21 protein-coding genes and 2 tRNA genes are annotated in these 21,389 nt (G+C 71.6%); 15 read left to right on the plus strand and 8 right to left on the minus strand.

Annotation, left to right across the window (positions count from 1 at the left end; genetic code table 11):
• Positions 1-4: 4 nt before the first annotated feature.
• The 4 genes from ACI3EY_RS09350 to ACI3EY_RS09365 all read left to right on the plus strand — a co-directional run bounded on the left by ACI3EY_RS09350 (position 5) and on the right by ACI3EY_RS09365 (position 3,857).
• On the plus strand, positions 5-1,036 hold the full coding sequence (locus tag ACI3EY_RS09350; protein WP_405040235.1) for a beta-ketoacyl-ACP synthase III: 1,032 nt from the start codon (positions 5-7) through the stop codon (positions 1,034-1,036).
• An 83-nt stretch (positions 1,037-1,119) separates the two neighbouring features.
• Positions 1,120-1,368, plus strand: a complete 249-nt coding sequence (locus ACI3EY_RS09355; protein ID WP_405037631.1) for an acyl carrier protein — start codon at positions 1,120-1,122, stop codon at positions 1,366-1,368.
• 97 nt (positions 1,369-1,465) lie between these two features.
• Positions 1,466-2,728, plus strand: coding sequence for a beta-ketoacyl-ACP synthase II (gene fabF, locus ACI3EY_RS09360; protein WP_405040236.1), 1,263 nt, complete (start codon positions 1,466-1,468; stop codon positions 2,726-2,728).
• 19 nt (positions 2,729-2,747) lie between these two features.
• Positions 2,748-3,857, plus strand: coding sequence for a glycosyltransferase (locus tag ACI3EY_RS09365; RefSeq protein ID WP_405040237.1), 1,110 nt, complete (start codon positions 2,748-2,750; stop codon positions 3,855-3,857).
• Here ACI3EY_RS09365 and ACI3EY_RS09370 read toward each other — a convergent pair.
• On the minus strand, positions 3,854-4,357 hold the full coding sequence (locus tag ACI3EY_RS09370) for a DUF3145 domain-containing protein (RefSeq protein WP_405037628.1): 504 nt from the start codon (positions 4,355-4,357) through the stop codon (positions 3,854-3,856). The two genes, ACI3EY_RS09365 and ACI3EY_RS09370, sit on opposite strands and share 4 nt — an antisense overlap.
• Before the next feature lie 358 nt (positions 4,358-4,715).
• Between ACI3EY_RS09370 and ACI3EY_RS09375 the strand changes: the two genes are divergently transcribed.
• The 9 genes from ACI3EY_RS09375 (at position 4,716) to ACI3EY_RS09415 (ending at position 11,901) form a co-directional block, all read left to right on the plus strand.
• Positions 4,716-5,627 carry a C40 family peptidase gene (locus ACI3EY_RS09375; RefSeq protein ID WP_405040238.1) on the plus strand — a complete coding sequence of 304 codons (912 nt, stop codon included), beginning with the start codon at positions 4,716-4,718 and terminating at the stop codon, positions 5,625-5,627.
• A gap of 113 nt (positions 5,628-5,740) precedes the next feature.
• Positions 5,741-6,160, plus strand: a complete 420-nt coding sequence (locus ACI3EY_RS09380; protein ID WP_405040239.1) for a CBS domain-containing protein — start codon at positions 5,741-5,743, stop codon at positions 6,158-6,160.
• Positions 6,161-6,192: 32 nt separating this feature from the next.
• A tRNA-Ile gene (locus tag ACI3EY_RS09385) sits at positions 6,193-6,266 on the plus strand.
• An 82-nt stretch (positions 6,267-6,348) separates the two neighbouring features.
• Positions 6,349-7,125: an amino acid ABC transporter ATP-binding protein gene (locus ACI3EY_RS09390; protein ID WP_405040240.1), complete on the plus strand. Its 777-nt coding sequence runs from the start codon at positions 6,349-6,351 to the stop codon at positions 7,123-7,125.
• Positions 7,126-7,160: 35 nt separating this feature from the next.
• Positions 7,161-8,003, plus strand: a complete 843-nt coding sequence (locus tag ACI3EY_RS09395; RefSeq protein ID WP_405040241.1) for a glutamate ABC transporter substrate-binding protein — start codon at positions 7,161-7,163, stop codon at positions 8,001-8,003.
• A 91-nt stretch (positions 8,004-8,094) separates the two neighbouring features.
• Positions 8,095-8,775: an amino acid ABC transporter permease gene (locus ACI3EY_RS09400; protein ID WP_405037618.1), complete on the plus strand. Its 681-nt coding sequence runs from the start codon at positions 8,095-8,097 to the stop codon at positions 8,773-8,775.
• Positions 8,772-9,698 carry an amino acid ABC transporter permease gene (locus tag ACI3EY_RS09405; protein ID WP_405040242.1) on the plus strand — a complete coding sequence of 309 codons (927 nt, stop codon included), beginning with the start codon at positions 8,772-8,774 and terminating at the stop codon, positions 9,696-9,698. The genes ACI3EY_RS09400 and ACI3EY_RS09405 overlap by 4 nt, the downstream gene beginning before the upstream one ends.
• A gap of 185 nt (positions 9,699-9,883) precedes the next feature.
• Positions 9,884-10,603, plus strand: a complete 720-nt coding sequence (locus ACI3EY_RS09410; protein WP_405040243.1) for a TetR/AcrR family transcriptional regulator — start codon at positions 9,884-9,886, stop codon at positions 10,601-10,603.
• On the plus strand, positions 10,600-11,901 hold the full coding sequence (locus tag ACI3EY_RS09415; protein WP_405040244.1) for an alpha/beta fold hydrolase: 1,302 nt from the start codon (positions 10,600-10,602) through the stop codon (positions 11,899-11,901). Before ACI3EY_RS09410 ends, ACI3EY_RS09415 begins: the two co-directional genes overlap by 4 nt.
• Before the next feature lie 89 nt (positions 11,902-11,990).
• On the opposite strand, the gene ACI3EY_RS09420 is transcribed toward ACI3EY_RS09415, so the two are convergent.
• The 3 genes from ACI3EY_RS09420 to dnaG form a co-directional block, all read right to left on the minus strand.
• Positions 11,991-12,063: transfer RNA gene (locus ACI3EY_RS09420), tRNA-Asn, on the minus strand.
• 55 nt (positions 12,064-12,118) lie between these two features.
• Positions 12,119-12,685, minus strand: coding sequence for a hypothetical protein (locus tag ACI3EY_RS09425; protein ID WP_405040245.1), 567 nt, complete (start codon positions 12,683-12,685; stop codon positions 12,119-12,121).
• Positions 12,686-12,687: 2 nt separating this feature from the next.
• Positions 12,688-14,631, minus strand: coding sequence for a DNA primase (gene dnaG / locus ACI3EY_RS09430; protein ID WP_405040246.1), 1,944 nt, complete (start codon positions 14,629-14,631; stop codon positions 12,688-12,690).
• Positions 14,632-14,863: 232 nt separating this feature from the next.
• Between dnaG and ACI3EY_RS09435 the strand changes: the two genes are divergently transcribed.
• Positions 14,864-16,369 carry a DHA2 family efflux MFS transporter permease subunit gene (locus ACI3EY_RS09435; RefSeq protein WP_405040247.1) on the plus strand — a complete coding sequence of 502 codons (1,506 nt, stop codon included), beginning with the start codon at positions 14,864-14,866 and terminating at the stop codon, positions 16,367-16,369.
• Positions 16,370-16,373: 4 nt separating this feature from the next.
• Positions 16,374-17,333, plus strand: coding sequence for a non-homologous end-joining DNA ligase (gene ligD / locus ACI3EY_RS09440; protein ID WP_405037605.1), 960 nt, complete (start codon positions 16,374-16,376; stop codon positions 17,331-17,333).
• Positions 17,334-17,338: 5 nt separating this feature from the next.
• Here ligD and ACI3EY_RS09445 read toward each other — a convergent pair whose 3' ends face one another.
• The 4 genes from ACI3EY_RS09445 to ACI3EY_RS09460 are packed head-to-tail and all read right to left on the minus strand — an operon-like array spanning position 17,339 to position 21,376.
• Positions 17,339-17,953, minus strand: coding sequence for a hypothetical protein (locus tag ACI3EY_RS09445; protein ID WP_405040248.1), 615 nt, complete (start codon positions 17,951-17,953; stop codon positions 17,339-17,341).
• Entirely contained in the window at positions 17,953-19,074 is a 1,122-nt protein-coding gene (locus ACI3EY_RS09450; RefSeq protein ID WP_405040249.1) for a hypothetical protein, read from the minus strand. The genes ACI3EY_RS09445 and ACI3EY_RS09450 overlap by 1 nt, the downstream gene beginning before the upstream one ends.
• Entirely contained in the window at positions 19,071-20,093 is a 1,023-nt protein-coding gene (locus tag ACI3EY_RS09455; RefSeq protein WP_405040250.1) for an NAD(P)H-dependent flavin oxidoreductase, read from the minus strand. Before ACI3EY_RS09455 ends, ACI3EY_RS09450 begins: the two co-directional genes overlap by 4 nt.
• Complete coding sequence (locus ACI3EY_RS09460; protein ID WP_405040251.1) at positions 20,093-21,376, minus strand: deoxyguanosinetriphosphate triphosphohydrolase; 1,284 nt, start codon at positions 21,374-21,376, stop codon at positions 20,093-20,095. The genes ACI3EY_RS09455 and ACI3EY_RS09460 overlap by 1 nt, the downstream gene beginning before the upstream one ends.
• Positions 21,377-21,389: the final 13 nt, after the last annotated feature.

A 21,389-nucleotide genomic window follows, 5' to 3' on the forward strand; every position in this document is an offset into this window, starting at 1 on the left:
TGCTGTGAGCACCAGCCCCACCCTCGCGGCCCCGACCACGCTGCGCCACGCCAGGATCCTGGGCCTGGGCGGCTACCGCCCCGAGCGGGTGGTCACCAACGAGGAGATCTGCCGCTACATCGACTCCAGCGACGAGTGGATCCAGCAGCGGTCCGGGATCGTCACCCGGCGGTTCGCCCGCGAGGACGAGTCCGTCATCGACATGGCCGAGGCCGCCTCCCGGCAGGCCCTGGACCGGGCGGGCCTGGAGGCCGGGCAGATCGACGCGATCCTCGTCGCGACGGTCAGCCACCCCTACCAGACGCCCGCCGCGGCGCCCTCCCTCGCGGTCCGGCTGGGCATCACCGACCCGGCGGCCATCGACATCTCGGCCGCCTGCGCCGGCTACTGCTACGCGATCAGCCTGGCCAACGACATGGTCCGGGCCGGCACCGCCGACCACGTGCTGGTCGTCGGCGTCGAGAAGCTCTCGGACTTCACCGACAAGCACGACCGGGGGTCGGCGTTCATCTTCGGTGACGGGGCGGGAGCAGCGGTGGTGGGGGTGTCCGACACCCCGGGCATCGGCCCGACCGTCTGGGGCAGCCTCGGTGACAAGTACGACGCGATCACCCAGCGGGAGGCCTGGACCGACCTGCGCCCCGCGATGGAGGAGCCGGGCCGCACCGAGGCCATCTCCTGGCCGTCCTTCGTGATGCAGGGCCAGACCGTGTTCCGGTGGGCCGTCTTCTCGATGGCCCCCGTCGCCAAGCGGGCGATGGAGGCTGCGGGCATCACATCGGCGGACCTCGGGGCCTTCGTGCCGCACCAGGCCAACATGCGCATCACCGATGCCATGGTCAAGGCGCTGGACCTGCCGGAGCACGTGCCGGTCGCCCGGGACATCGCCGAGACCGGCAACACCTCGGCCGCCAGCGTCCCGCTGGCGATGAGCCGGATGCTCGACGAGGGCGAGGCCCCGCACGGCGGCCTGGCGCTGCAGATCGGCTTCGGCGCGGGCCTGGTCTACGCCGCCCAGGTCGTCGTCATGCCCTGACAGGGCACACACCCAGCTCCCGCGGCCCGGCGGGCAGGTAGATTCCGGGTCACGCCCAACCGCATACCGAAGGAGAGCACGAGATGGCACTGAGCGAGCAGGAGATCCTCACGGGTCTGGCAGAGATCGTCAACGAGGAGACCGGCCTGGAGGCCTCCGAGGTCGAGATGGACAAGTCCTTCACCGAGGACCTGGACATCGACTCGCTGTCGATGATGACGATCGTCGTGAACGCCGAGGACAAGTTCGGCGTCCGGATCCCCGACGACGAGGTGAAGAACCTCACCCACGTCCGGGACGCGGTGTCCTACATCGCCAGCAACCAGGGCTGACCCGATCCGGTCCGGCGCGCGCCGCGAGGCCGCGCCGGTCCGGGGGCCCGTCCCCGGGCATACCCGAACCCCACCCCTGCGCCAGGAGGCCGCGAACATGACCGCCAGCACCGCCCAGACCCCGCGCCGCGTCGTCGTCACCGGGCTGGGTGCCACCACCCCCGTCGGTGGCACCGCCCCGCAGACCTGGGAGGCGATCCTCGCCGGCCGCTCCGGCGTGCGCACGCTGCCCCAGGACTGGGTGGCCGAGCACCAGCTCCCGGTGACCTTCGCCGGCCAGATCCACACCCACCCCGCCGAGGTGCTGAGCCGGGTGGAGGTCCGGCGCAACGACCCCTCGGGGCAGTACGCGCTGATCGCCGCCCGCGAGGCCTGGGCCGACGCCGGCTCCCCCGAGGTCGCCCCCGAGCGGCTCGGGGTGGCCATCGGCTCCGGCATCGGTGGCGTCTGGACCCTCCTGGACCAGTGGGAGAACCTCAAGGAGAAGGGCCCCCGCCGGGTCTTCCCGCTCACCGTCCCGATGCTGATGCCGAACGGCCCCGCCGCCGCCGTCTCGCTGGACCTGAGCGCCCGCGCCGGTGCGCACTGCCCGGTGAGCGCCTGCGCCTCCGGGGCCGAGGGGATGGGGATGGCGTTGTCGATGATCCGGTCCGGACGGGCCGACGTGATGGTGGCCGGCGGCACCGAGGCCGCCATCCACCCGGTCACCGTGGCCGCCTTCGCCGCGATGACCGCGCTGTCCACCCGCAACGACGACCCGCAGGGCGCCTCGCGCCCCTACGACGTGGACCGCAACGGCTTCGTCATGGGCGAGGGCGCGGCGGTCATGGTCCTGGAGTCCGAGGAGCACGCCCGGGCCCGGGGCGCCACCATCTACGCCGAGCTGTCCGGGGTCGGTATGTCCTCGGACGCCTACCACATCACCGCCGGCGAGCCCGGTGGTGCCGGGGCCGCCCGCGCGATGGAGGAGGCCGTCTCCGACGCCGGCCTGTCGATGCGCGACGTCGTGCACGTCAACGCGCACGCCACCTCCACGCCGGTCGGTGACGTGGCCGAGACCAAGGCCATCCACCGGGCCTTCGGCGAGCACACCGGCAACCTGGCGGTCACCGCGACGAAGTCGATGACCGGTCACCTGCTGGGGGCCGCCGGCGCGCTGGAGGCCGTGCTCACCGTGCTGTCGGTGCACCACCGTCAGGTGCCGGCCACCATCAACCTGTCGCACCAGGACCCGGAGATCGACCTGGACGTGGTGACCGGCGGCACCCGCAGCCTGCCCGAGGGCGACATCGCCGCGCTGAACAACGCGTTCGGCTTCGGCGGCGTCAACGTGGCCCTCACCTTCACCAGCGTCTCCTGAGCGGGCGCACCGCGCGTACATGCACATCCTCCGTGTCGCCAACTTCGTCAGCCCGACCTCCGGGGGCATCAAGACCGCACTGCGGCACTGGGGCCAGCACTACCAGGAGCAGGGGCACCGGGCCTCGCTGATCATCCCCGGCCCCGGCCAGGAGATCACCGAGGAGGAGCAGGGCCACGTCTACCGGGTGCCGGCGACCCCGATCCCGGGCAAGGGCTACTCGCTGATCTGGGGACGTGCCTCGATGTCGAGGCTGATGGACGCCATCGCGCCCGACGCCCTCGAGGTGTCCGACCGCGCCACCACCCGGTGGATGGGGAGGTGGGCCCGGCGCCGCGGGATCGGCTCGGTGATGATCAGCCACGAGAACATGACCGGCATCATGGTCCGTCGCACCCCCGTGCCGGACCGACCCGCGCACTGGGCCGCGGACGTGGTCAACCGGCTCAGCGCGCACGACTACGACGCGATCGTCTGCCCCAGCGAGTTCGCGGCCGAGGAGTTCCACCGCAACGGGCTGGCCGCCGAGGTGGTCCCGCTCGGCGTCGACCTCGAGGTCTTCTCCCCCGTCACGGACCCGTCCGCGCGCCGGCCGCCCGGTCCGGGTGAGCCGCTGCGGCTGGTGCACTGCAGCCGGTTGTCCCCCGAGAAGAACCCGGCGCTGTCGGTGGAGACGGTGCGCGAGCTGGTGCGTCGTGGAGTCGACGTGCAGCTCACCGTCTTCGGCACCGGACCGATGCTGGGCGAACTGGTCCGACGCGCCGAGAACCTGCCGGTCGTCTTCCACTCCTACATCACCGACCGCCGGGAGCTGGCGGCCGAGATGGGCACCGCGCACCTGGCGATCTCACCAGGGCCGCTGGAGACCTTCGGGCTGGCGGCGCTGGAGATCCTGGCCTGCGGAATACCCGTGGTGTGCTGCGACGAGGGGGCGCTGCACGAGGTCGTCGGGGACGGCGGGGTGATCAAGCCCTCCACGCCCGCGGCGTTCGGCGACGGCGTCCAGGAGCTGCTGGAGCGCCCGGGCGCGCACGAGCGGGCCAGACGCACCGCGGAGGACTTCAGCTGGCCGCGCTCGGCAGACCACATGCTCGCGGTGCACGAGCGGGTCCGGCAGGCGGTCGGCTAGCCGACCTTGTGCAGCCAGGTGACCGGAGCGCCCTCACCGGCGTGCCGGTAGACCTCGAGCTCGGAGTCCCAGGCGGTGCCCAGCGCGCGGTCCACCTCGGCGGCGATGGTCACGGCAGAACCCTCCGCGGACTCCACGATGTGCCGGATCCGGTCCTCGTTCACCACGACGTCGCCGTTTGCCGACAGCCGTGCGGTGTGCAGACCCAGCTCCGGGGTGTGCGTCCACCGTGCACCGTCGCTCCCGCGGCTGGCTTCCTCGACGACCTCGTACCGCAGGCCGTCCCAGCCGCGCATGGCGCTGGCGATGGTGGCGCCGGTCCCGGCCTCACCGGTCCAGGCGAACTCTGTACGCATGGCGCCGGTCTCGGCCGGCTGGCTGATCCAGTCGAGCGACACACGCGTGTCCAGGACCCCCTCCAGGGCCCAGGCGATGTGCGGGCACAACGCGGTAGGGGTGGAGTGGATGAACACCACCCCACGAGTCATGACTCGGGGCATGACAGCGGACATCCTGGCCTCCTGTGTGGTGAGGGACGTCTTCCCCAACGACCTCGACCACGCACAGTTCGGGTATGCCTGCTGGTGCTGCGTCACATTGTGCTCCCCCGCCACGCAATGAGCAAGTGCCACAGGAGATGATTCGTTTCTCAGGGGTCACTCTTGGCCCGCGCCACACCGAACCTTGACCTCGGCTTGGCTTTTTCGTGACCTTTTCGTTATCTTCGTACATGGCACTCACCACGTCCCCTGCCTTCCCGTGGCAGTGGTGAGCCCCTGACCGAGTCCCCAGGGTGCATCCGGCTCCGCCTCGCACTCCGCTCACAGACGCGAGCCGTCCCGGCCCCGGAGGTATTGCATGAAGCTTCACGCCAAGCACAACGCGACCGGCTCCACGAGTCGCCAGGGTGTCGCCGCACTGGTCGTCGGCGGCCTCGTCGCCGGCACCGTGGCCACTGCAGGAGCAGTCGCGTTCACCGGCCCGGAGGGCAGCTCCGCCGCCCGCTCGATGACCGGTGACGTCTCCGGCGCCCTGGCCGACGACGACCGCCCCGACAGCGCGAGCGACGGGGCCGCGGCCCTGGCCAGCCTGCGCAGCGGCTCGCTCGACGAGCTGCGCGAGCAGGGTGCCGCGAACCGCTCGCAGGCCCGCACCGCCCCCGAGGACGCCGAGCCGGTGCAGACCGTGCTCGCCGACGCCGGCTTCGCCGGGCACACGCCCGTGGTGGAGGAGCCGGTGGTGCAGGAGCCGGTCGCCGAGCCGGTGGAGCAGGAGCCGGTCGCCGAGGCCGAGGCCCCGGTGGAGGAGGTCGCGGCCGCGCCGGTGACCCAGGAGGTCTCCGCCCCGGCGCAGGCCGAGGTGCAGCAGGCAGCCGCCGAGCCCGCCCCGGAGCCGGCACCGGAGCCCGAGCCCGAGCAGGCCGCGGAGCCCGCCCCCTCCGGTGGCGGCGTCCTCGGTGTCGCCGCGTCCTACGTGGGTTCCCCCTACCAGCTCTACGGCACTCCCCCGAACAGCTTCGACTGCTCCGGCTTCACCTGGTGGGTCTACAACCAGGCCGGCATCTCGGTGCCGAAGTCGGTCGCCGGTCAGCGCGGTGCCGTCACCCCGGTGTCCAACCCGCAGCCGGGCGACCTGGTCATCTACAACGACTGGCACCACGTGGGCATCTACGCCGGCAACGGCATGACCTACGAGGCGCTGAACCCCAGCACGGGCGTGCGCTACGGCCCGATCCTGTCCTCCAACGTCTGGTACGGCCGCTTCGGCTGATCCGACGACCGACACCGACGTCGCGAACGCCCCCTCCGTCACCGGAGGGGGCGTTCGGCATACCGGGTGGTCGATCCCTGACGCGACGTCATGCCGCGTGCTAGTTTCGCGGCATGCGCGTCGCGGACCTGATCAAGAAGAAGGGCAGCTGCGTGCTGACCCTCCCGGCGACCGCCACGGTCACCGAGCTGCTGGAGACGCTCGACGACAACCGGATCGGGGCCGTGGTGGTGCTCGACGGCGACGCGGTCGTGGGGATCGCCTCCGAGCGTGACGTGGTGCACCACCTTCGCGGCGGACGTGACCACGAGGCCACCGTGGCGCAGATCATGACGACGGCGGTGCAGACCTGCTCGCCGGAGGACGACCTCACCCATCTGGCGACGACCATGACCCAGGGCCGCTTCCGCCACCTACCGGTGCTGCAGGACGGCGCCCTGGCCGGGATCATCTCGATCGGGGACGTCGTCAAGGCCCGCCTGGACGCGCTGGAGGCCGAGCGCGACCATCTCGAGTCCTACCTGCGCCAGTGAGCCGGCGGGGCGCGCACTAGACTGCCGCGTCGGGGCCAGTAGCTCAGCCGGTCAGAGCAGCGGACTCATAATCCGTCGGTCGTGGGTTCAAGCCCCACCTGGCCCACGCGTGGGACAAAGGTCACAATGCGGTGACAACACCCCAAAGATGCTGACCAGCGCGGTTGAACACGTCTACTGTGCCCCACATGACGGACACCCCCCTGCCGCCCGCGGACACCAGCCCGGGCGAACCCCTCGTCGTGCTCTCGGACGTGAACAAGCACTTCGGGGACCTGCACGTCCTCAAGGACATCAACCTCACCGTGCGCGAGCGCGAGGTGGTGGTGGTCATCGGCCCGTCGGGCTCGGGCAAGTCCACGCTGTGCCGGACGATCAACCGGCTCGAGGCCTACGAGTCCGGCACCATCACCATCCACGGCGACGAGCTCCCCAGCGAGGGCAAGGCCCTGGCGAAGCTGCGCGCCGACGTGGGCATGGTGTTCCAGAGCTTCAACCTCTTCAGCCACAAGACCATCCTCGAGAACGTGACCATGGGCCCGATCAAGGTGCGCAAGGTCAAGGCGGACGCCGCGAAGAAGCGGGCGATGGAGCTGCTCGAGCGGGTGGGTGTCGCCCACCAGGCCGAGAAGTACCCGGCCCAGCTCTCCGGTGGTCAGCAGCAGCGTGTCGCGATCGCCCGGTCGCTGGCGATGGACCCCACGGTGATGCTCTTCGACGAGCCCACCTCGGCGCTGGACCCCGAGATGATCAACGAGGTCCTCGACGTCATGACCAGCCTCGCCAAGAGCGGGATGACGATGATCGTGGTGACCCACGAGATGGGCTTCGCCCGCAAGGCCGCCGACCGCGTGGTCTTCATGTCCGAGGGCGCGATCGTCGAGGAGAACACCCCCGAGGAGTTCTTCACCAACCCCCAGTCCGCCCGTGCCCAGGACTTCCTCGGCAAGATCCTGACCCACTGAATCCCGTACCCCACCACCACCACAAGGAGCACCACATGCGTTCCACCACCTTCCGGATCGCCGCCCTCGCCTCCGCGGCGGCCTTCACCCTCGCCGCCTGTGGCGGCGACGACGACGGCGGCGGCGGTGAGGCCGGAAGCGGTGACGGTGAAGGCCTCACCGTCGGCATCAAGTACGACCAGCCGGGTCTCGGCCTGATGGAGGGCAGCGACCCGACCGGCTTCGACGTCGACGTCGCCAAGGCCGTCGCCGACAAGCTGGGTGTCAGCGAGGACGACATCACCTGGCAGGAGGCCCCCACCCCGCAACGGGAGGACCTCCTGGTCAACGAGAGCGTCGACATGATCTTCGCCACGTACTCGATCACCGACGAGCGCAAGGAGCGGGTCCAGTTCTCCGGTCCCTACTTCGTCGCCGGTCAGGACCTCCTGGTCGCCGCCGACGACACCGAGATCACCGGCCCCGACACCCTGGAGGGCAAGATCCTGTGCTCGGTCGCCGGGTCGACCCCGGCGGAGCGCGTGGCCGAGGAGTACCCGGGCGTCCAGATCCAGGAGTTCGACACCTACTCCCTGTGCGTCGAGAACCTCTCCAGCGGCCAGGTCGACGCGTTGACCACCGACGACGTCATCCTCGCCGGGTATGCCGCACAGTCCCAGTGGGAGGGCCAGTTCCAGGTCGTGGGCGCCCCGTTCAGCGAGGAGCTCTACGGCGTCGGCCTGAACCAGGACGACGAGCGGTGCGAGGAGATCAACACCGCCCTCGAGGAGCTCTACGAGGACGGCACGATGGACCAGATCATCGAGGACAACTTCGGAGCCGTGGGGTACACCCCCAGCGACGCGAACCCGCCCGAGATCGGTGGGCACTGCGCCTGACACCTGCTCGTCGTGGTGGCCGGCCGACGGTGGCTCACCGTCGGCCGGCCACCGGTGATCTACCTGCCGCTCTCACTCCGAAAGGGAGGTCATGCTCGAACTCATCGAGCGGTTCGATCTCGTCGGCGCCTTCAGGATGACCCTGTGGCTGGCCTTCTGGTCGGCCCTGTGGTCGTTGCTCATCGGCACCGTGGTGGCCATCATGCGGCTGTCCCCCGTGCGGGCACTGCGGATGCTGGGCAGCGCCTACGTGACGCTGATCCGCAACACGCCGCTGACCCTCATCATCGTCGCCTGCAGCTTCATCCTCTGGACCCAGCTCGGGGTGAACATGGCCTCCCGCGAGTCCCCGACCTACATCGACGACAACAACGTCCGCCTCGCGATCCTCGGCCTGTCCGTCTACCACGCAGCCTTCGTGTGCGAGGCGCTGCGCAGTGGTGTCAACACCATCCCGCTGGGGCAGGCGGAGGCCGCCCGGTCGATCGGCCTGACTTTCGCACAGAACATGCGGCACGTCATCCTGCCTCAGGCATTCCGAGGCGCCATCACACCGCTGGGCAACGTCCTGATCGCGCTCACCAAGAACACCACCGTGGCGACAGCCATCGGCGTCAGCCAGGCTGCCTTCGCGATGCGCAGGATGATCGAGTTCCGTCCTGATGTGCTGTTCAGCGTCTTCGCGCTGATCGCCATCGGCTTCGTCATCATCACGCTCCCGATGGGTATGGCCATCAGTGCACTCTCCTCGCGACTGGCGGTGAAGCGATGAGCTCCAGCAACGTCCTCTTCGACGTGCCCGGCCCCAAGGCCCTGCGGCGGCACATGATCTTCTCGGTCGTCGCGGCTGTCGTCATGCTGGGCGGACTCGGCTACGTCGTCCTGGTGCTGTGGAACCAGGACCAGATCACCGCGAGCCAGTGGGCTCCGATGCTCACCGCGGAGGCGTGGACGCAGTACGTCCTCCCCGGGGTCCGGGCTACGGTCGTCGCCGCCTTCTTCTCGATCATCATCGCCTTCGTCCTGGGCCTGGTGGCAGCCATGGGGCGGATGTCCGAGCTGCTGCCGCTGCGCTGGGTGGCGACTTTGTTCATCGAGTTCTTCCGCGCCGTCCCGGTGCTGATCATGATGATCTTCGCCTTGACCTTCCTGACGCGGTACACGGGCTTGGAAGCCGGGTCTCGGCCGTTGGTCGCGGTGATCATCGGCCTGGTCCTCTACAACTCGGCGGTGATCGCCGAGGTCATCCGATCCGGTGTCGGGTCGCTCCCCGCCGGCCAACGCGAGGGCGGCCTCTCCATCGGACTGATGCCGGCGCAGGTGCGGCGGGCCATCCTGGTTCCTCAGGCGCTCACGTCCATGCTGCCGACCTTGGTGAGCCAGATCGTCGTGATCCTCAAGGACACCGCACTGGGCTACATCATCCTGTATCCGGAGCTGCTGAACGCGGCGAGGCAGATGGGCTCGCGCTACGGGAACATGACCGTGGCGCTCTTGGTCGGGGCCGTGCTCTTCATCACCATCAACTGGCTGGTGACGACCTTCGCCGAGTGGCTGGAGGGCCGTCTACGGCGGCGCGGCCGCTCTGCCGGGCCGATCGGGCCCGCCCACGACGCCATCCAGACCGACGGGACGCCGGACGCGGCCGACGCGGGGGGCGGGCCGATCGGCGCGGTCGGTTCGAGAGGGACCTGAGCCGTCCCGGCGACGGCACGTGGAAGGGCCCGGCGCAGTGCGTCGGGCCCTTCCACGTGCGCTGCGCCCGACCAGCCTGAACCTCTCCTCACTCGTGTGGCTCACGACCGACGCTGCACCGCCGCCGAACATAGATCAAGATGACTCGATGTACTCTTACGGTCATCTAGTCATACGGAGGTCTTGTGCCACGTCCCAGCGTCAGTACCGACCACATCCTTGATGCCGCCGCCGAGCTGGTCGCTCGGCACGGCTTCGATCACGTGACCACAGCCGAGATCGCCAAGGCTGCAGGCGTCGCCAAGGGCGTCCTGTATCTGCGCTTCCCCGGCAAGGACGAGTTGCTTGATGGGGTCCTCGACCGTGAGTTCGCCAACGCTGTCCGTTCGATGCGCACGTCCGTCGAGGAGGACCCCCGGGGGGGCCTGCTGTCCCGGCTGTACCTTCACTCGCTGAAGGCTGTCCGCGCCAGTCCCGTCCTGACCGCTTTCTACGACTCCGTGCACGGCGAGTCACGTGTGGTGGCGCGGCTGGTCAGGCGTCGTTCCGGTAGCCGGTATCCGGCGCGTGAGCTGGTCGGAGCGGACTTCGTGGCCGAGCTGCACCGGGTCGGAATGATCCGCGGCGACGTCGACCCCGCCACCCTTCACCGGATCCTGAGCCTGTGGTCGATCGGTCTGGCTGTGAGCGCACCCCATGATGACGTCGACGAGCTCATCGTCGGCATGGGTGACCTCGTCGCACGCTCCCTCGACAGCGACGTCGCTGACACCACACCGGGCAAGATCGCGTTCAGCACGTTCGCGCAGAGAATCATCGACCAGGCAGACCGGCGTGCTCCCGTGACGGTGGCCCCGACGGCCCCACGGGGGCAGCGGACCAGCCCAGAGGCGGCGCCCTCGTGAGCCTCATCCCACCGGGGAGCACCGAGACCTTCCTCGATCTCGATGGCGGGCGGGTGCGGGTCCTCCGCTCCTCGATGGGCCATCCTGACGGGCGTGCCGTTCCCTCGCCCGTGCTGCTGATCCACGGTGGTGGCACGGATAACTCGGCCATCTCTTGGTACGAGGTCTTCGGCGCTCTTGGCCCGGAGCGCGAGGTGGTCGCCATCGACCTGCCCGGCTTCGGCCGTACGACCGGCATCGAACCGGTCGGCGGAGCACCCCAGCTCGCCGACTTCGTCGCCCGTGCCGCCCATGAGCTGAGCCTCTCCCCTGCCGTCGTGATGGGCGTATCCATGGGAGGGGACGTCGCGCTGAACCTGGCCATCCGCCACCCTCAGCTGGTCGAGGCCCTGGTGCTCATCGCCCCGGGCGGCCTGGTCCCGGTGTTCCGCAACCGGGTCGCGCAGTTCTTGGCGTGGTCGGCCGCCCAGCTACCCGACGTGTTGCTGATCCCCCTCACCGGGCTGGCGAGCCGCTACGTCGAGGCGGCCATCAAGGGGGTGGTCAAGGACCCGGACAGCTTGCCTCCGGACGTCCTGGACGAGTTCGTCCAGGAGGCCAAGCGTCCCCGCGCCGGGCTGGCCTATGGCCGCTACAACCAGGCGTCGCTCGGGCCGTGGTCGATGCGCAACAACCTCCTGCCCGAGGTGCACCGGGTCAGCGTGCCCGCGCTCTTCTTCCACGGCACGGACGACCCGCTGGTCGACCCCCAGGGCTCTCGCCGGGCCAGCGAACTCATGCCGAATGCCCGACTCGTGCTGGTCCCCGACTGCGGCCACTGGGCGCAGCTGGAAGCGCGGGACCGGTTCTTGACCGAGGTCCACGACTTCCTCCGCGCGGGCGACACCGGACGTCAGGCCGGTCATGAGGAGGTTGACGTCGATATGGTTGATGCAGCTGCAGGCAGGAGGACCGGCAAGGTGCGATGCGTGCTGGCCGCTGATCATGAGATTCCGACGCGTGCCCCGCTGGTCCTCGTGCCTGGCGATGTCGTCCAGGTCGGTGAGAGGGACAGGGAATGGCCGGCTTTCGTCTTCGTCACGGCGTCGTGGGGGACGGGGTGGGTACCCACTCGGCACATCGACATCGAGGGCTCGGTGGGCACTGTCCGTGTCGGATACGACACGACGGAACTTCCCGCATCGTCGGGAGAGCACGTCGACGTCGTCCTGGACGACCCTGAGAGCGGCTGGGCATGGTGTCGGAACACGGATGGTCGCGAGGGATGGATCCCTCATCGGGTGCTCACACCCGCGTGACGCCATCGAGTTCCCAGCCGCTCCCCACATCCACCCCAAGAGAGAGACCTCTGGCCAGCGCTTTCGCTGGCCAGAGGTCTGTGGACCTGCTCCCCCGACTGGACTCGAACCAGTAACCTGCCGGTTAACAGCCGGCTGCTCTGCCAATTGAGCTACAGGGGACTGTGCAAGCAAGGACGATAGCAAACGGCGCCCTGAGCACCGAAATCGTGTCCGGCTACGACGGGGCGGGGGGCATACCGACCTGGTCGCGGAGGTCGGCACGGGCCTCCAGCACGCCGTGCGCCAGCTCGGGGTCGTCCTCGTCGGCGCCCCGCCCGAAGAGCACCTGCTCGGTCAGCTCGCGGGTCGAGAGCACCGTCCGGATGGAGACCCGTGCCTTGCGGCGTGGCCCCAGGTCCACCGCCCGGGTCAGCACGACCGTGGCGCTGGTCCGTTCCCGGAAGACCTCGGGGACCGAGCCCGGGCCGGTACGTCGCTGCAGCACCCACTGGCGGCCACCGAGGAGGTCGACGAAGGTCACCGACAGCGCCCACAGGTCAGGGTCCCAGGCACCGGCGTCCACCTCGTGCCACGGCCGGTCCAGCACCATCTCCCCCTGCTCGGTGCGCTCCAGCAGCCGGTGGTTGGTGAGCACCAGCCAGTGCCCGTGCGCGTCCTCCTGGGCGGTGACCAGGACGCGCTCACCCCGGTCGAGCTCGGGCAGCGCGCCCGGCGGGAGGTCGGCGGGCGAGCCCTCCGGTGGAGGGAGCTCTCCGATGGTTCGCTTCGGCCACAGACGCATGATCAGTCCATCCTGGCCCGCAACCGGGCCCTCTCGCGATGCAGCTCCATGAGCCGCTCGTCCAGTCTCCGCTTGTCCGGGCTGCTCTCCGGCGCCCGGGACAGCTGTCCCCGCAGGTCGGCGATCTCCTGGTCGATGCCAGCCTGGCGGACGCGGAGCACGAGCCAGTCCACGAAGGCCTCCCGGGGCATGCCCGTGTCCGGGTCCAACCGGTCCGGGAGCATCGAGACCGCCAGCTCGTGCACCAGCGGGTGGACGGGCGGGGGTGTCCGCCCCAGCACCGCCTCCACCCAGCCGCGGGCGCTGACCTGGGCCGCCCCGGTGATCCCCCCGGCCTCTCGCAGGGCGTGCCAGATCGCCTGGTGCATCGGGGCCCGCAACGCCTCGGGGGCCAGCTCCTCCATGTCCTCGGCGACGATCGCCAACGGGTACTGCAACGCCACCTGGACCAGGTGACGCTCGGCCATCTGCACCGGGTCCCGCAGGTCGGGCGGGGGCAGCGCGGGCCGTTCCGGCGGGCCCTGCGCCTCCCCCCGGCCCTCCTCCGGGGAGGCGGGCCGCCGCTCGGGCGCGGCCGGCCGCTGCTGGGCGCGGTGCACCTCGGTGGTCAGCGAGGAGGGGTCGATGCCCATCCAGCCGGCGACGTCGCGGGTCACCTCGGGGCGCAGGGTGGCGTCCTTGATCTGCGCGAGGATCGGGGCCACCGCGCGCATGGCCTGCACCCGTTGGGCCGCCTCCCCCAGGTCGTAGGGGGCCAGCGTGGTCCGCAGCGCGAACTCGAACAGCGGGGTCGCGCCGGCGACGAGCTCGCGCACACCGGCACCCCGCTGCTCGTCGTCATCTCCCTCCCCGGCCAGCCACAGGTCGTTGGGGTCCTGCCCGTCGGCGGCGACCGCGACGTAGGACTGGGCGGCCCAGCGCTGGTCCTGCTCGAAGGCCTTCATCGCCGCCTTCTGCCCTGCCGCGTCACCGTCGAAGGTGAAGATCACCCGGGCCGGGGCCCGCCCCGCCTCGTCCCGCAGCATCCGGCGCAGGATCGAGATGTGGTCGCTGCCGAAGGCGGTGCCGCAGGTGGCCACCGCGGTCGGCACCCCGGACAGGTGCGCCGCCATCACGTCGGTGTAGCCCTCGACGACGACCGCGGTCCGCTCGGTCGAGATGGCCCTCTTCGCCAGGTCCAGCCCGTAGAGCACCCCGGTCTTCTTGTAGATCGGGGTCTCGGAGGTGTTGAGGTACTTCGCCGGGCTCCAGTCGTCGTCGTAGAGCCGCCGCGCCCCGAAGCCGACGGTGTCCCCGGTGATCGCCCTGATCGGCCACAGCACCCGCCCCTGGAACCGGTCCGAGAGCCCCCGGCCCCGCCGGTTCGCCAGGCCGCCCAGCAGCAGCTCCTCCTCGGTGAAACCCCGACCCCGCAGGTGCGAGACGAGGGCGGTCCCCTCACGGGGGGCATACCCGACCATGAAGGTGCCGGCGTGCGCCCCGGTGAAACCCTTGTCCCGCAGGAAGTCGCGGCCCTTGCGGCCCTCGGCCGAGGCCAGCAGCGCCTCGTGGTAGAACTCTTCGGCCACCCGGTGCGCCTCCATCAGCCGGGTCCGCTGACCGACCGGGGCCTGCTCACCGCGACCGCGCTCCCCCGGTCGGGTCTCCTCGTAGCGGAGCGTGATCCCGAGCTTGTCGGCGAGCCGCTCGACCGCCTCGCTGAAGGTCAGGTGGTCGATCTCCTGCAGGAAGGAGATGACGTCGCCACCCTCACCGCAGCCGAAGCAGTGGTATGTCCCCAGCGCCGGTCGGATCTGGAAGGACGGCGTCTTCTCGTCGTGGAACGGACACAGGCCCTTCATCGCGCCGACTCCGGCCCCGCGCAGGGTCACGTGGTCGCGGACCACCTCCTCGATGGAGGCGCGCTCCTTGACCGCCTGGACGTCCTCGTTCTTGATCCGCGGCACACGCACCTCCTCCTCGGCCACACCGTCGGCCGGGCGGCTGGTGTCCGGCCCGGGCCTGACCACGAGTCTAGGTCGGGGCGCCGACGTGATCTCCACCTCGTCCCCAGCTCCGCGGGAATGTTCCCGGACGGACGTACGCTGGAACCGCCGTCGAGGTCATCGATGACCATCCGGCCCCATTGTTGTCAGTACCACCAGCCGTGCGTACCCCGTGACCCTCGAGGAGCCCTCCGTGTCCGCTGCCGCCCCGCCCCAGGCGCCGCCGATCCCCGCCGTCGACGAGGCCCGGGTGCGGCTGGTGCTGCGCGTCCTGACGGCGGCGGCCTTCGTGGTGATCCTCAACGAGACGTTGATGCTCAACGCGCTGCCGCCGTTGATGGACGCCTTCGACATCACCGCCAGCACCGGGCAGTGGCTCACCACCGGCTTCATGCTCACGATGGCCATCGTCATCCCGATGACGGGCTGGCTGCTGCAGCGCCTCAGCCTGCGAGCCGCCTTCCTGCTCGCGATGAGCGTCTTCCTCACCGGCACCGCGATCGCCACCATCGCCCCCACCTTCGAGGTGCTGCTGCTCGGCCGCGTGGTGCAGGCGAGCGGCACCGCGGTGATGATGCCGCTGCTGATGACCACGATCATGACGCTGGTGCCCAAGGAGCGACGCGGCCGGGTGATGGGCAACCTGACGCTCGCGATCTCAGTCGCGCCGGCGATGGGCCCGCCGGTCTCCGGGCTCATCCTCGAGCTCGGGTCCTGGCGCTGGATCTTCGGGCTGGTGCTCCCCATCGCGGTGCTGATGCTGGTCGCCGGAGGCCGCCTGCTGCGCGGTGCCGAGCCTGGTCGCAGCGCCCGCCTGGACGTGCTCAGCGCCCTGCTCACCGCGCTCGGCTTCGGTGGCCTCGTCTACGGCCTCAGCGCCTTCGGTGAGGGCGCCGCCGGTCCGGTCGGCCCCGGCTGGGCCCTCGGTGTCGGCATCGCCTCGCTGGCGCTCTTCGTCTGGCGCCAGCTGGTGCTGCAGCGGCGCGAGGACGGCTCGGTCTTCCTCGACCTGCGCACCCTGAAGGTGACCCGCTACCTGGTGCCCTTCGCCCTGATGTGCCTGGCCTTCATGGCGCTCATCGGCGCCATGCTGCTGCTGCCCCTGGTCTTCCAGGAGGTGCGCGGCTTCGGCACCCTCGCCTCCGGCCTGATGCTGATGCCCGGCGGGCTCGCGATGGGCCTGCTCGGCCCCACCGTGGGCCGGTGGTACGACAAGGTCGGCCCGCGGCCGCTGGTCATCCCCGGCGGTGTCGGGCTGGTGGCCAGCATGTCCGGGATGGCGCTGCTCGTGCAGGACGCCCCCTGGTTCGTGCTGGTCGCCCTGCACGTCGGGATCAGCCTGTCCCTCGCCCTGCTGTTCACCCCCTGCTTCACCGCCGGTCTCGGCGCGCTGCCGCAGAAGCTCTACAGCCACGGCAGCGCGCTGCTCGGCACCGGCCAGCAGGTGGCCGCCGCCGCCGGCACCGCCCTGGTGGTCACCGTGATGGAGACGCGTGCGCTGCAGCTGATGGACGAGGGCGTCGCCGAGACCTCCGCCACCGCCGGGGGTGTGGCCACCGGCATGCTGGTCGGCACCGGGATCGCGGTCGGGGTGCTGCTGCTCGCGCTCGGCGTCCGGGCCCCGAAGGACGGCGACGCGCCCGAGGGTGCGCTGGAGCCGCAGGACAAGCACGGGGCATACCCCGAACCCGTAGCCTGAGCTCATGCCGAAGGCGACCAGCCCTGCCACCGAGATCGAGGTCGGCGGCCGGACCGTGCGCCTGTCCAACCCCGACCGGGTGTACTTCCCCGAGCTCGGGCTGACCAAGTTCGACCTGGCCCGCTACTACCTGTCCGTCGGGGACGGGATCGTCAGCGCGCTACGGGAGCGCCCGTGCATGATGCACCGCTTCCCGGACGGGCTCGCCGGCGAACGGGTGCACCAGAAGCGGCTGCCCCGGGGCGCCCCGGACTGGATGGAGACGGTGCACGTCACCTTCCCCCGCTGGAACCGGACCGCCGACGAGCTGTGCGTGACGGAGCTGGCGCAGGTCATCTGGTCGGTGCAGATGAGCTGCGTGGAGTTCCACCCGTGGAACAGCCGCCGCGGCCACGTCGAGCAGCCGGACGAGTGGCGGATCGACCTCGACCCCGGCGACGACTGCGACTTCGCCGCCGTGCGCCGGGTCGCCGGTGTCGCCCACGAGGTGCTCGATGAGCTGGGCGCCGTGGGCTGGCCCAAGACGACCGGCTCGAAGGGGCTGCACGTCTACGTCCGGATCGCACCCGAGCACGGCTTCACCGACGTCCGCCGGGCCGCCCTGGCCTTCGCCCGGGAGGTCGGACGACGCACCGACGAGGCGACCACGACCTGGTGGCGCAAGGACCGGGACCCGCGCCAGGTCTTCGTCGACTTCAACCAGAACGCGCGCGACCACACGATCGCCGCCGCCTACTCGGTACGCGCCACCCCCGACGCCCGGGTGTCGGCACCGCTGCGCTGGGACGAGGTCGCCGACTGCGACCCGGGCGAGCACACCGTGCTCACCATGCCGGCCAGGTATGCCGAGCTCGGCGACGTGCACACCGGCATCGACGACGCCGTCTTCGACCTCGCGCCGCTGCTGGAGTGGGCCGAGCGCGACGAGGCGGCCGGGCATACCGTGCCGGACGCGGAGGACTGAGCCGCTCAGCGGGGCACGAGCCTGCCCTCGGGGACCGAGAGCAGCAGCACCTCCGGCCCGTCCAGCACGTGCAGCGCCCCGCCGCCGGGCAGCACCCACATCCAGAAGTCCTCCATCGCCTGCACATCCCCCGGGCAGCCGATGTCGGTGGTCGAGACCTCCGGTCCCGAGAACGTCCCCTCCGCGTCCAGGGCCAGGGCGTCCTGCGCCCAGACACCCCCGCACCCCTCCACGTCCAGGCCCCAGCCCTGGCCCTGCGCGTCGGTGAAGGAGAGGGTGGTCCCGGCCGACGAGCCGGTCACCTCCGCCAGCTCCCGCTCGCTCATCCACACGTCCTGCAGCTCCCAGACGGTGCCGCCCAGGGCCGCCGGGTCCGCCACCCGCAACGACCCGGTGGTCAGCTCTTCCGCGTCGAACGTCCCCCCGGGGGTGAAGGCGAAGGTGACGCTGTCCGCCGGGAGCTGCACGTCCCCGGCCGGGTCGGCCCCGTCCCCCGTCCCGGCGTCGACGCACCCGGCGAGCGCCAGCAGAGCCGCCACCGCGCCACCCCGGGCGAGTGCCCCGTTGCGTCGGGTGCTGCGAATGCGTCGGGTACTCCCGTGCTCGCGCTGCGCGGTCATCACGTCCTCGCTCCGTCGCCGGTCGGTCCTGCGAAGGCAGGGTACCCGGGCAGCTCCAGCGGGCTGTCCCGCCAGCTGCGCAGCGCCCAGCCGATGGCCTCCTCGCAGGCGTACGCGATGTCGGGCAGCTCCTCGCCGCACTCGCGCACCACCCACCGCCACCGCGCCAGCAGCAGGGCCCGGAACGGCGGCCCGGTGCGTCCCGAGGGCGCCATCACCCGGTCCCCCACCGCGCCGTCCATCAGCCACAGGCCACCGGAGAGCACCCACAGCACGACCGCGGCACGCACCTGCCGCGGCCAGTCCGGGTCCTCGCGCAGCCCCGGCACCGCGCAGGCTCCGGTGAAGGCGTCCAGCATCGCGGTCGTCAGCCCGGCGGGCGGCGTGAACACGCACCAGCAGGTGCTGAACGGCTCCGCGGCGTAGGCGGCCTCGTAGGCGACGTGCCGCACCCCGGTTCTTTCCAGGTCCACCAGGCGCACCCCGTCAGGGGCGAGCACCGCGTTGTCCGGACACGCGTCCCCGGGACCGAGCACCTGCCGGGAGGTGTCGGACTCGAGCCAGTCGACCAGGTCCAGGGCCTGCGCGGTGGCGGCCCCCGCGCCGCGGACGCCCGCCACCTCGGCGAGCCGGGCCAGCCCCGCACGCGGGTACTCGCGGCGCACGTCCCGGTCCTGGGCCAGCACCCCGGCGCCCAGCCCGCGCCGTGCCCGCTCGAGCACCCGGGGGTCGGCCACCACCGCCGACCCGAGGGTCGCCGCCCAACCGAGGGTATGCCGCCACGCGGCTGCGGGGTCGCCCCCCAGCAGGGCGTCGGCCAGGGTCGGGTGCTCCCCCACATCCTCCATCACCAGGCTCTGCGCGTCCTCGTCCGCGGCCAGCAGCCGGGCCGCCGCGGGCAGGTGCGCCAGGCCGGTGACCTCCCGCCCCCAGCCCATCGCGGCGCGCGAGCCCACCGGCTGCGGCAGGAACCGTTTGACCACCACCGAGGCGCCCCACCCGGGCGGGCCGGCGAGCACCGGCCGGCGCTGCACCTGTGAACGGCCGGAGCCGCCCAGGTCCACGGGCTCCCCCAGCTCGACCCCGTCCGGCAGCCAGGCCCCGAGCCCGCCCCCGTTCACCCCGCGAGCTCCGCCACGATCTGCGCGGCGGCCCGGTCCTGCGCGGCCCGCCACCCCACCCCGGCCCAGAGGTGGGTCCGGTCCGCGTCCCCGCGTTCGGCCGCAGCCCGCCGCAGCGGCCTGGTGAGCTGGTCGACCACCGGGAAGGCAGCGGGGGCGTCGGCATACCGGCGGGTCCAGTCGTTGGCGAGCGCCCCCGCCACCCGCCCGGAGAAGGCTCGGGTGGCGACGCGGTGGTCGAGCCGGGGGTCGCGCAGGGCGCGCCGGTAGGTCGGCGAGGCGCCCGACTCGGTGGCCAGCAGCAGCGCGGTGCCCACCTGCACGGCGGCGGCACCGGAGGCGAGCGCGCGGCGCACGTCCCCGGGCACGGTGATGCCGCCGGCCACGACCAAGGACAGCGAGGTGGTCGGGGCGACGACCTCCAGCAGGCCCAGGTGGTCGATCGCCTCCGGCTCGGTGGCCGGGTCGTGGGTGCCCCGGTGCCCACCGGCCTCCTGCCCCTGCAGCACCAGCGCGTCAGCGCCCGCCTGCTCGGCGGCGCGGGCCTCGGCGAGCGAGGTGACGGTGACGTGCACCTCGCTCCCGGCCGCCTTCCACCGCTCCACGACCTCGGCCGGGGGGATCCCGAAGGTGCAGGACACCACCGCCGGCGCGAAGGTCTGCACCAGCAGCGCCTTGTCGGCGAAGTGGTCGGTGTCCCCCCAGGACACCAGGCCCGGGCGGGTGCCCAGCGACTCGGCGTCCGGGACGAGGCGGGCCGCGAAGGCGTCCACCTCGGCCTCGAGCGCCTGACGGTCCGGGGGGTTCGGGACGAAGAGGTTCACCCCGAACGGGCGGTCGGTGAGGTCGGCGACGTGCACCAGGTCGGCGGCCAGCTGCTCCGGCGTCTGGTACCCGGAGCCCAGCATGCCCAGGCCACCCGCGTCGCTGACCGCCGCGACCAGCAGCGGGGTGGAGACCCCGCCGGCCATCGGGGCGCCCACCACCGGGCGGTCCAGGCCGTCCAGCACGCCCGCCATCAGAGCGCCCCCAGCCCGCCGAAGACGGCCAGGGCACGGGCGTCGGACAGACTGGCCACCTGGTCGACCACCACCCGGGCCCGGGCGACGTCGTCCCCGTCGGCCTCGGCGGCGTCCGCCGCCTCGGCGTGCACCGCGTCCAGCCGTCGCGGGTCCTGCCGGTAGTGCTCCACCAGGGCGATGATGACCTCCCGTTCCCGAGCCATCGTGACCCGCCGTTCCTCGCTGAGCATGACGAAGTGCGCGGCGACCGCCTTGAGCACGGCCGCCTGGGCCCGCACCCGGTCCGGCACCACCAGGTCGGCGGCGTACCGGGTCAGCGGACCGGGCCCGTGGCGGCGCCGGGTGGCGAGCTCGACGGTATGCACGAAGTGCCCGATCAGCCGGGAGGTCATGTCCTTGAGCTCGGCCAGGTCGGCGCGCGTCCCGTGGTGCTCGGTGGGCACCCACCCGGTCTGCAGCACCTCGCGCAGCGCGACGGCCAGCTGCTCCACCTCCAGGTCGGCGGCGTACCAGTCCTGGGCCAGGACGGCCACCGCCTGCTGGACCTGCGGGTCCCGCAACGCCCGCGGGTCGACCCGTCCGGAGGCGATCGCGTCCTCGACGTCGTGCACGCAGTAGGCCACGTCGTCGGACCAGTCCATCACCTGGGCCTCCAGGCAGCGGCGGTGCGGCTCCCGCTCGGGAGCGTGCCGGCGGACCCACGCGAAGGCGTCCAGGTCCTCGGCATACACCCCGAACTTGCGGGCGGACGGTCCGTCGGGGCCACCGCCGCGCGGCCACGGGTACTTTGTCGCCGCGTCCAGGCTGGCGCGGGTGAGGTTGAGCCCGGCGGAGCGCCCGTCCGGGTGGGAGCGCTTGGCCTCCAGCCGGGTCAGCACCCGCAGCGTCTGCGCGTTGCCCTCGAACCCGCCGATGTCGGCGCACAGGCCGTCCAGCACGGCCTCCCCGCTGTGCCCGAACGGCGGGTGCCCGATGTCGTGCGCCAGGCACGCGGTGTCCACGACGTCCGCGTCACAGCCCAGGGCGGCGCCGAACTCGCGCCCGATCTGGGCCACCTCCAGCGAGTGCGTCAACCTGTTGCGGACGAAGTCGTCGCTGGTCGGAGCCACCACCTGGGTGGTCGCCGCCAGCCGGCGCAGGGCCGCCGAGTGCAGCACCCTGGCCCGGTCCCGGGCGAAGTCGTGCCGGTCCGAGCGCTTCTGCGCCGGGTCCTCGGACACCCACCGCTCACGGTCGGCGGCGTCGTAGCTCTCCTCGGCGACGCTGGGCAGGCTGCTCACACGACGAGGGTAT

The sequence above is a fragment of the Serinicoccus shuyuelongi genome, from assembly GCF_045032955.1.
GTDB lineage: Bacteria > Actinomycetota > Actinomycetes > Actinomycetales > Dermatophilaceae > Ornithinicoccus.

What these genes read in the sequence shown, in the direction of transcription:
- ACI3EY_RS09355 (WP_405037631.1), top strand. Translation starts at nt 1,120, where the DNA reads ATGGCACTGAGCGAGCAGGAGATCCTCACGGGTCTGGCAGAGATCGTC.
- fabF (WP_405040236.1), top strand. Translation starts at nt 1,466, where the DNA reads ATGACCGCCAGCACCGCCCAGACCCCGCGCCGCGTCGTCGTCACCGGG.
- ACI3EY_RS09365 (WP_405040237.1), top strand. Translation starts at nt 2,748, where the DNA reads ATGCACATCCTCCGTGTCGCCAACTTCGTCAGCCCGACCTCCGGGGGC.
- ACI3EY_RS09370 (WP_405037628.1), bottom strand. Translation starts at nt 4,357, where the DNA reads ATGCCCCGAGTCATGACTCGTGGGGTGGTGTTCATCCACTCCACCCCT.
- ACI3EY_RS09375 (WP_405040238.1), top strand. Translation starts at nt 4,716, where the DNA reads ATGAAGCTTCACGCCAAGCACAACGCGACCGGCTCCACGAGTCGCCAG.
- ACI3EY_RS09380 (WP_405040239.1), top strand. Translation starts at nt 5,741, where the DNA reads ATGCGCGTCGCGGACCTGATCAAGAAGAAGGGCAGCTGCGTGCTGACC.
- ACI3EY_RS09390 (WP_405040240.1), top strand. Translation starts at nt 6,349, where the DNA reads ATGACGGACACCCCCCTGCCGCCCGCGGACACCAGCCCGGGCGAACCC.
- ACI3EY_RS09395 (WP_405040241.1), top strand. Translation starts at nt 7,161, where the DNA reads ATGCGTTCCACCACCTTCCGGATCGCCGCCCTCGCCTCCGCGGCGGCC.
- ACI3EY_RS09400 (WP_405037618.1), top strand. Translation starts at nt 8,095, where the DNA reads ATGCTCGAACTCATCGAGCGGTTCGATCTCGTCGGCGCCTTCAGGATG.
- ACI3EY_RS09405 (WP_405040242.1), top strand. Translation starts at nt 8,772, where the DNA reads ATGAGCTCCAGCAACGTCCTCTTCGACGTGCCCGGCCCCAAGGCCCTG.
- ACI3EY_RS09425 (WP_405040245.1), bottom strand. Translation starts at nt 12,685, where the DNA reads ATGCGTCTGTGGCCGAAGCGAACCATCGGAGAGCTCCCTCCACCGGAG.
- ligD (WP_405037605.1), top strand. Translation starts at nt 16,374, where the DNA reads ATGCCGAAGGCGACCAGCCCTGCCACCGAGATCGAGGTCGGCGGCCGG.
- ACI3EY_RS09445 (WP_405040248.1), bottom strand. Translation starts at nt 17,953, where the DNA reads ATGACCGCGCAGCGCGAGCACGGGAGTACCCGACGCATTCGCAGCACC.
- ACI3EY_RS09455 (WP_405040250.1), bottom strand. Translation starts at nt 20,093, where the DNA reads ATGGCGGGCGTGCTGGACGGCCTGGACCGCCCGGTGGTGGGCGCCCCG.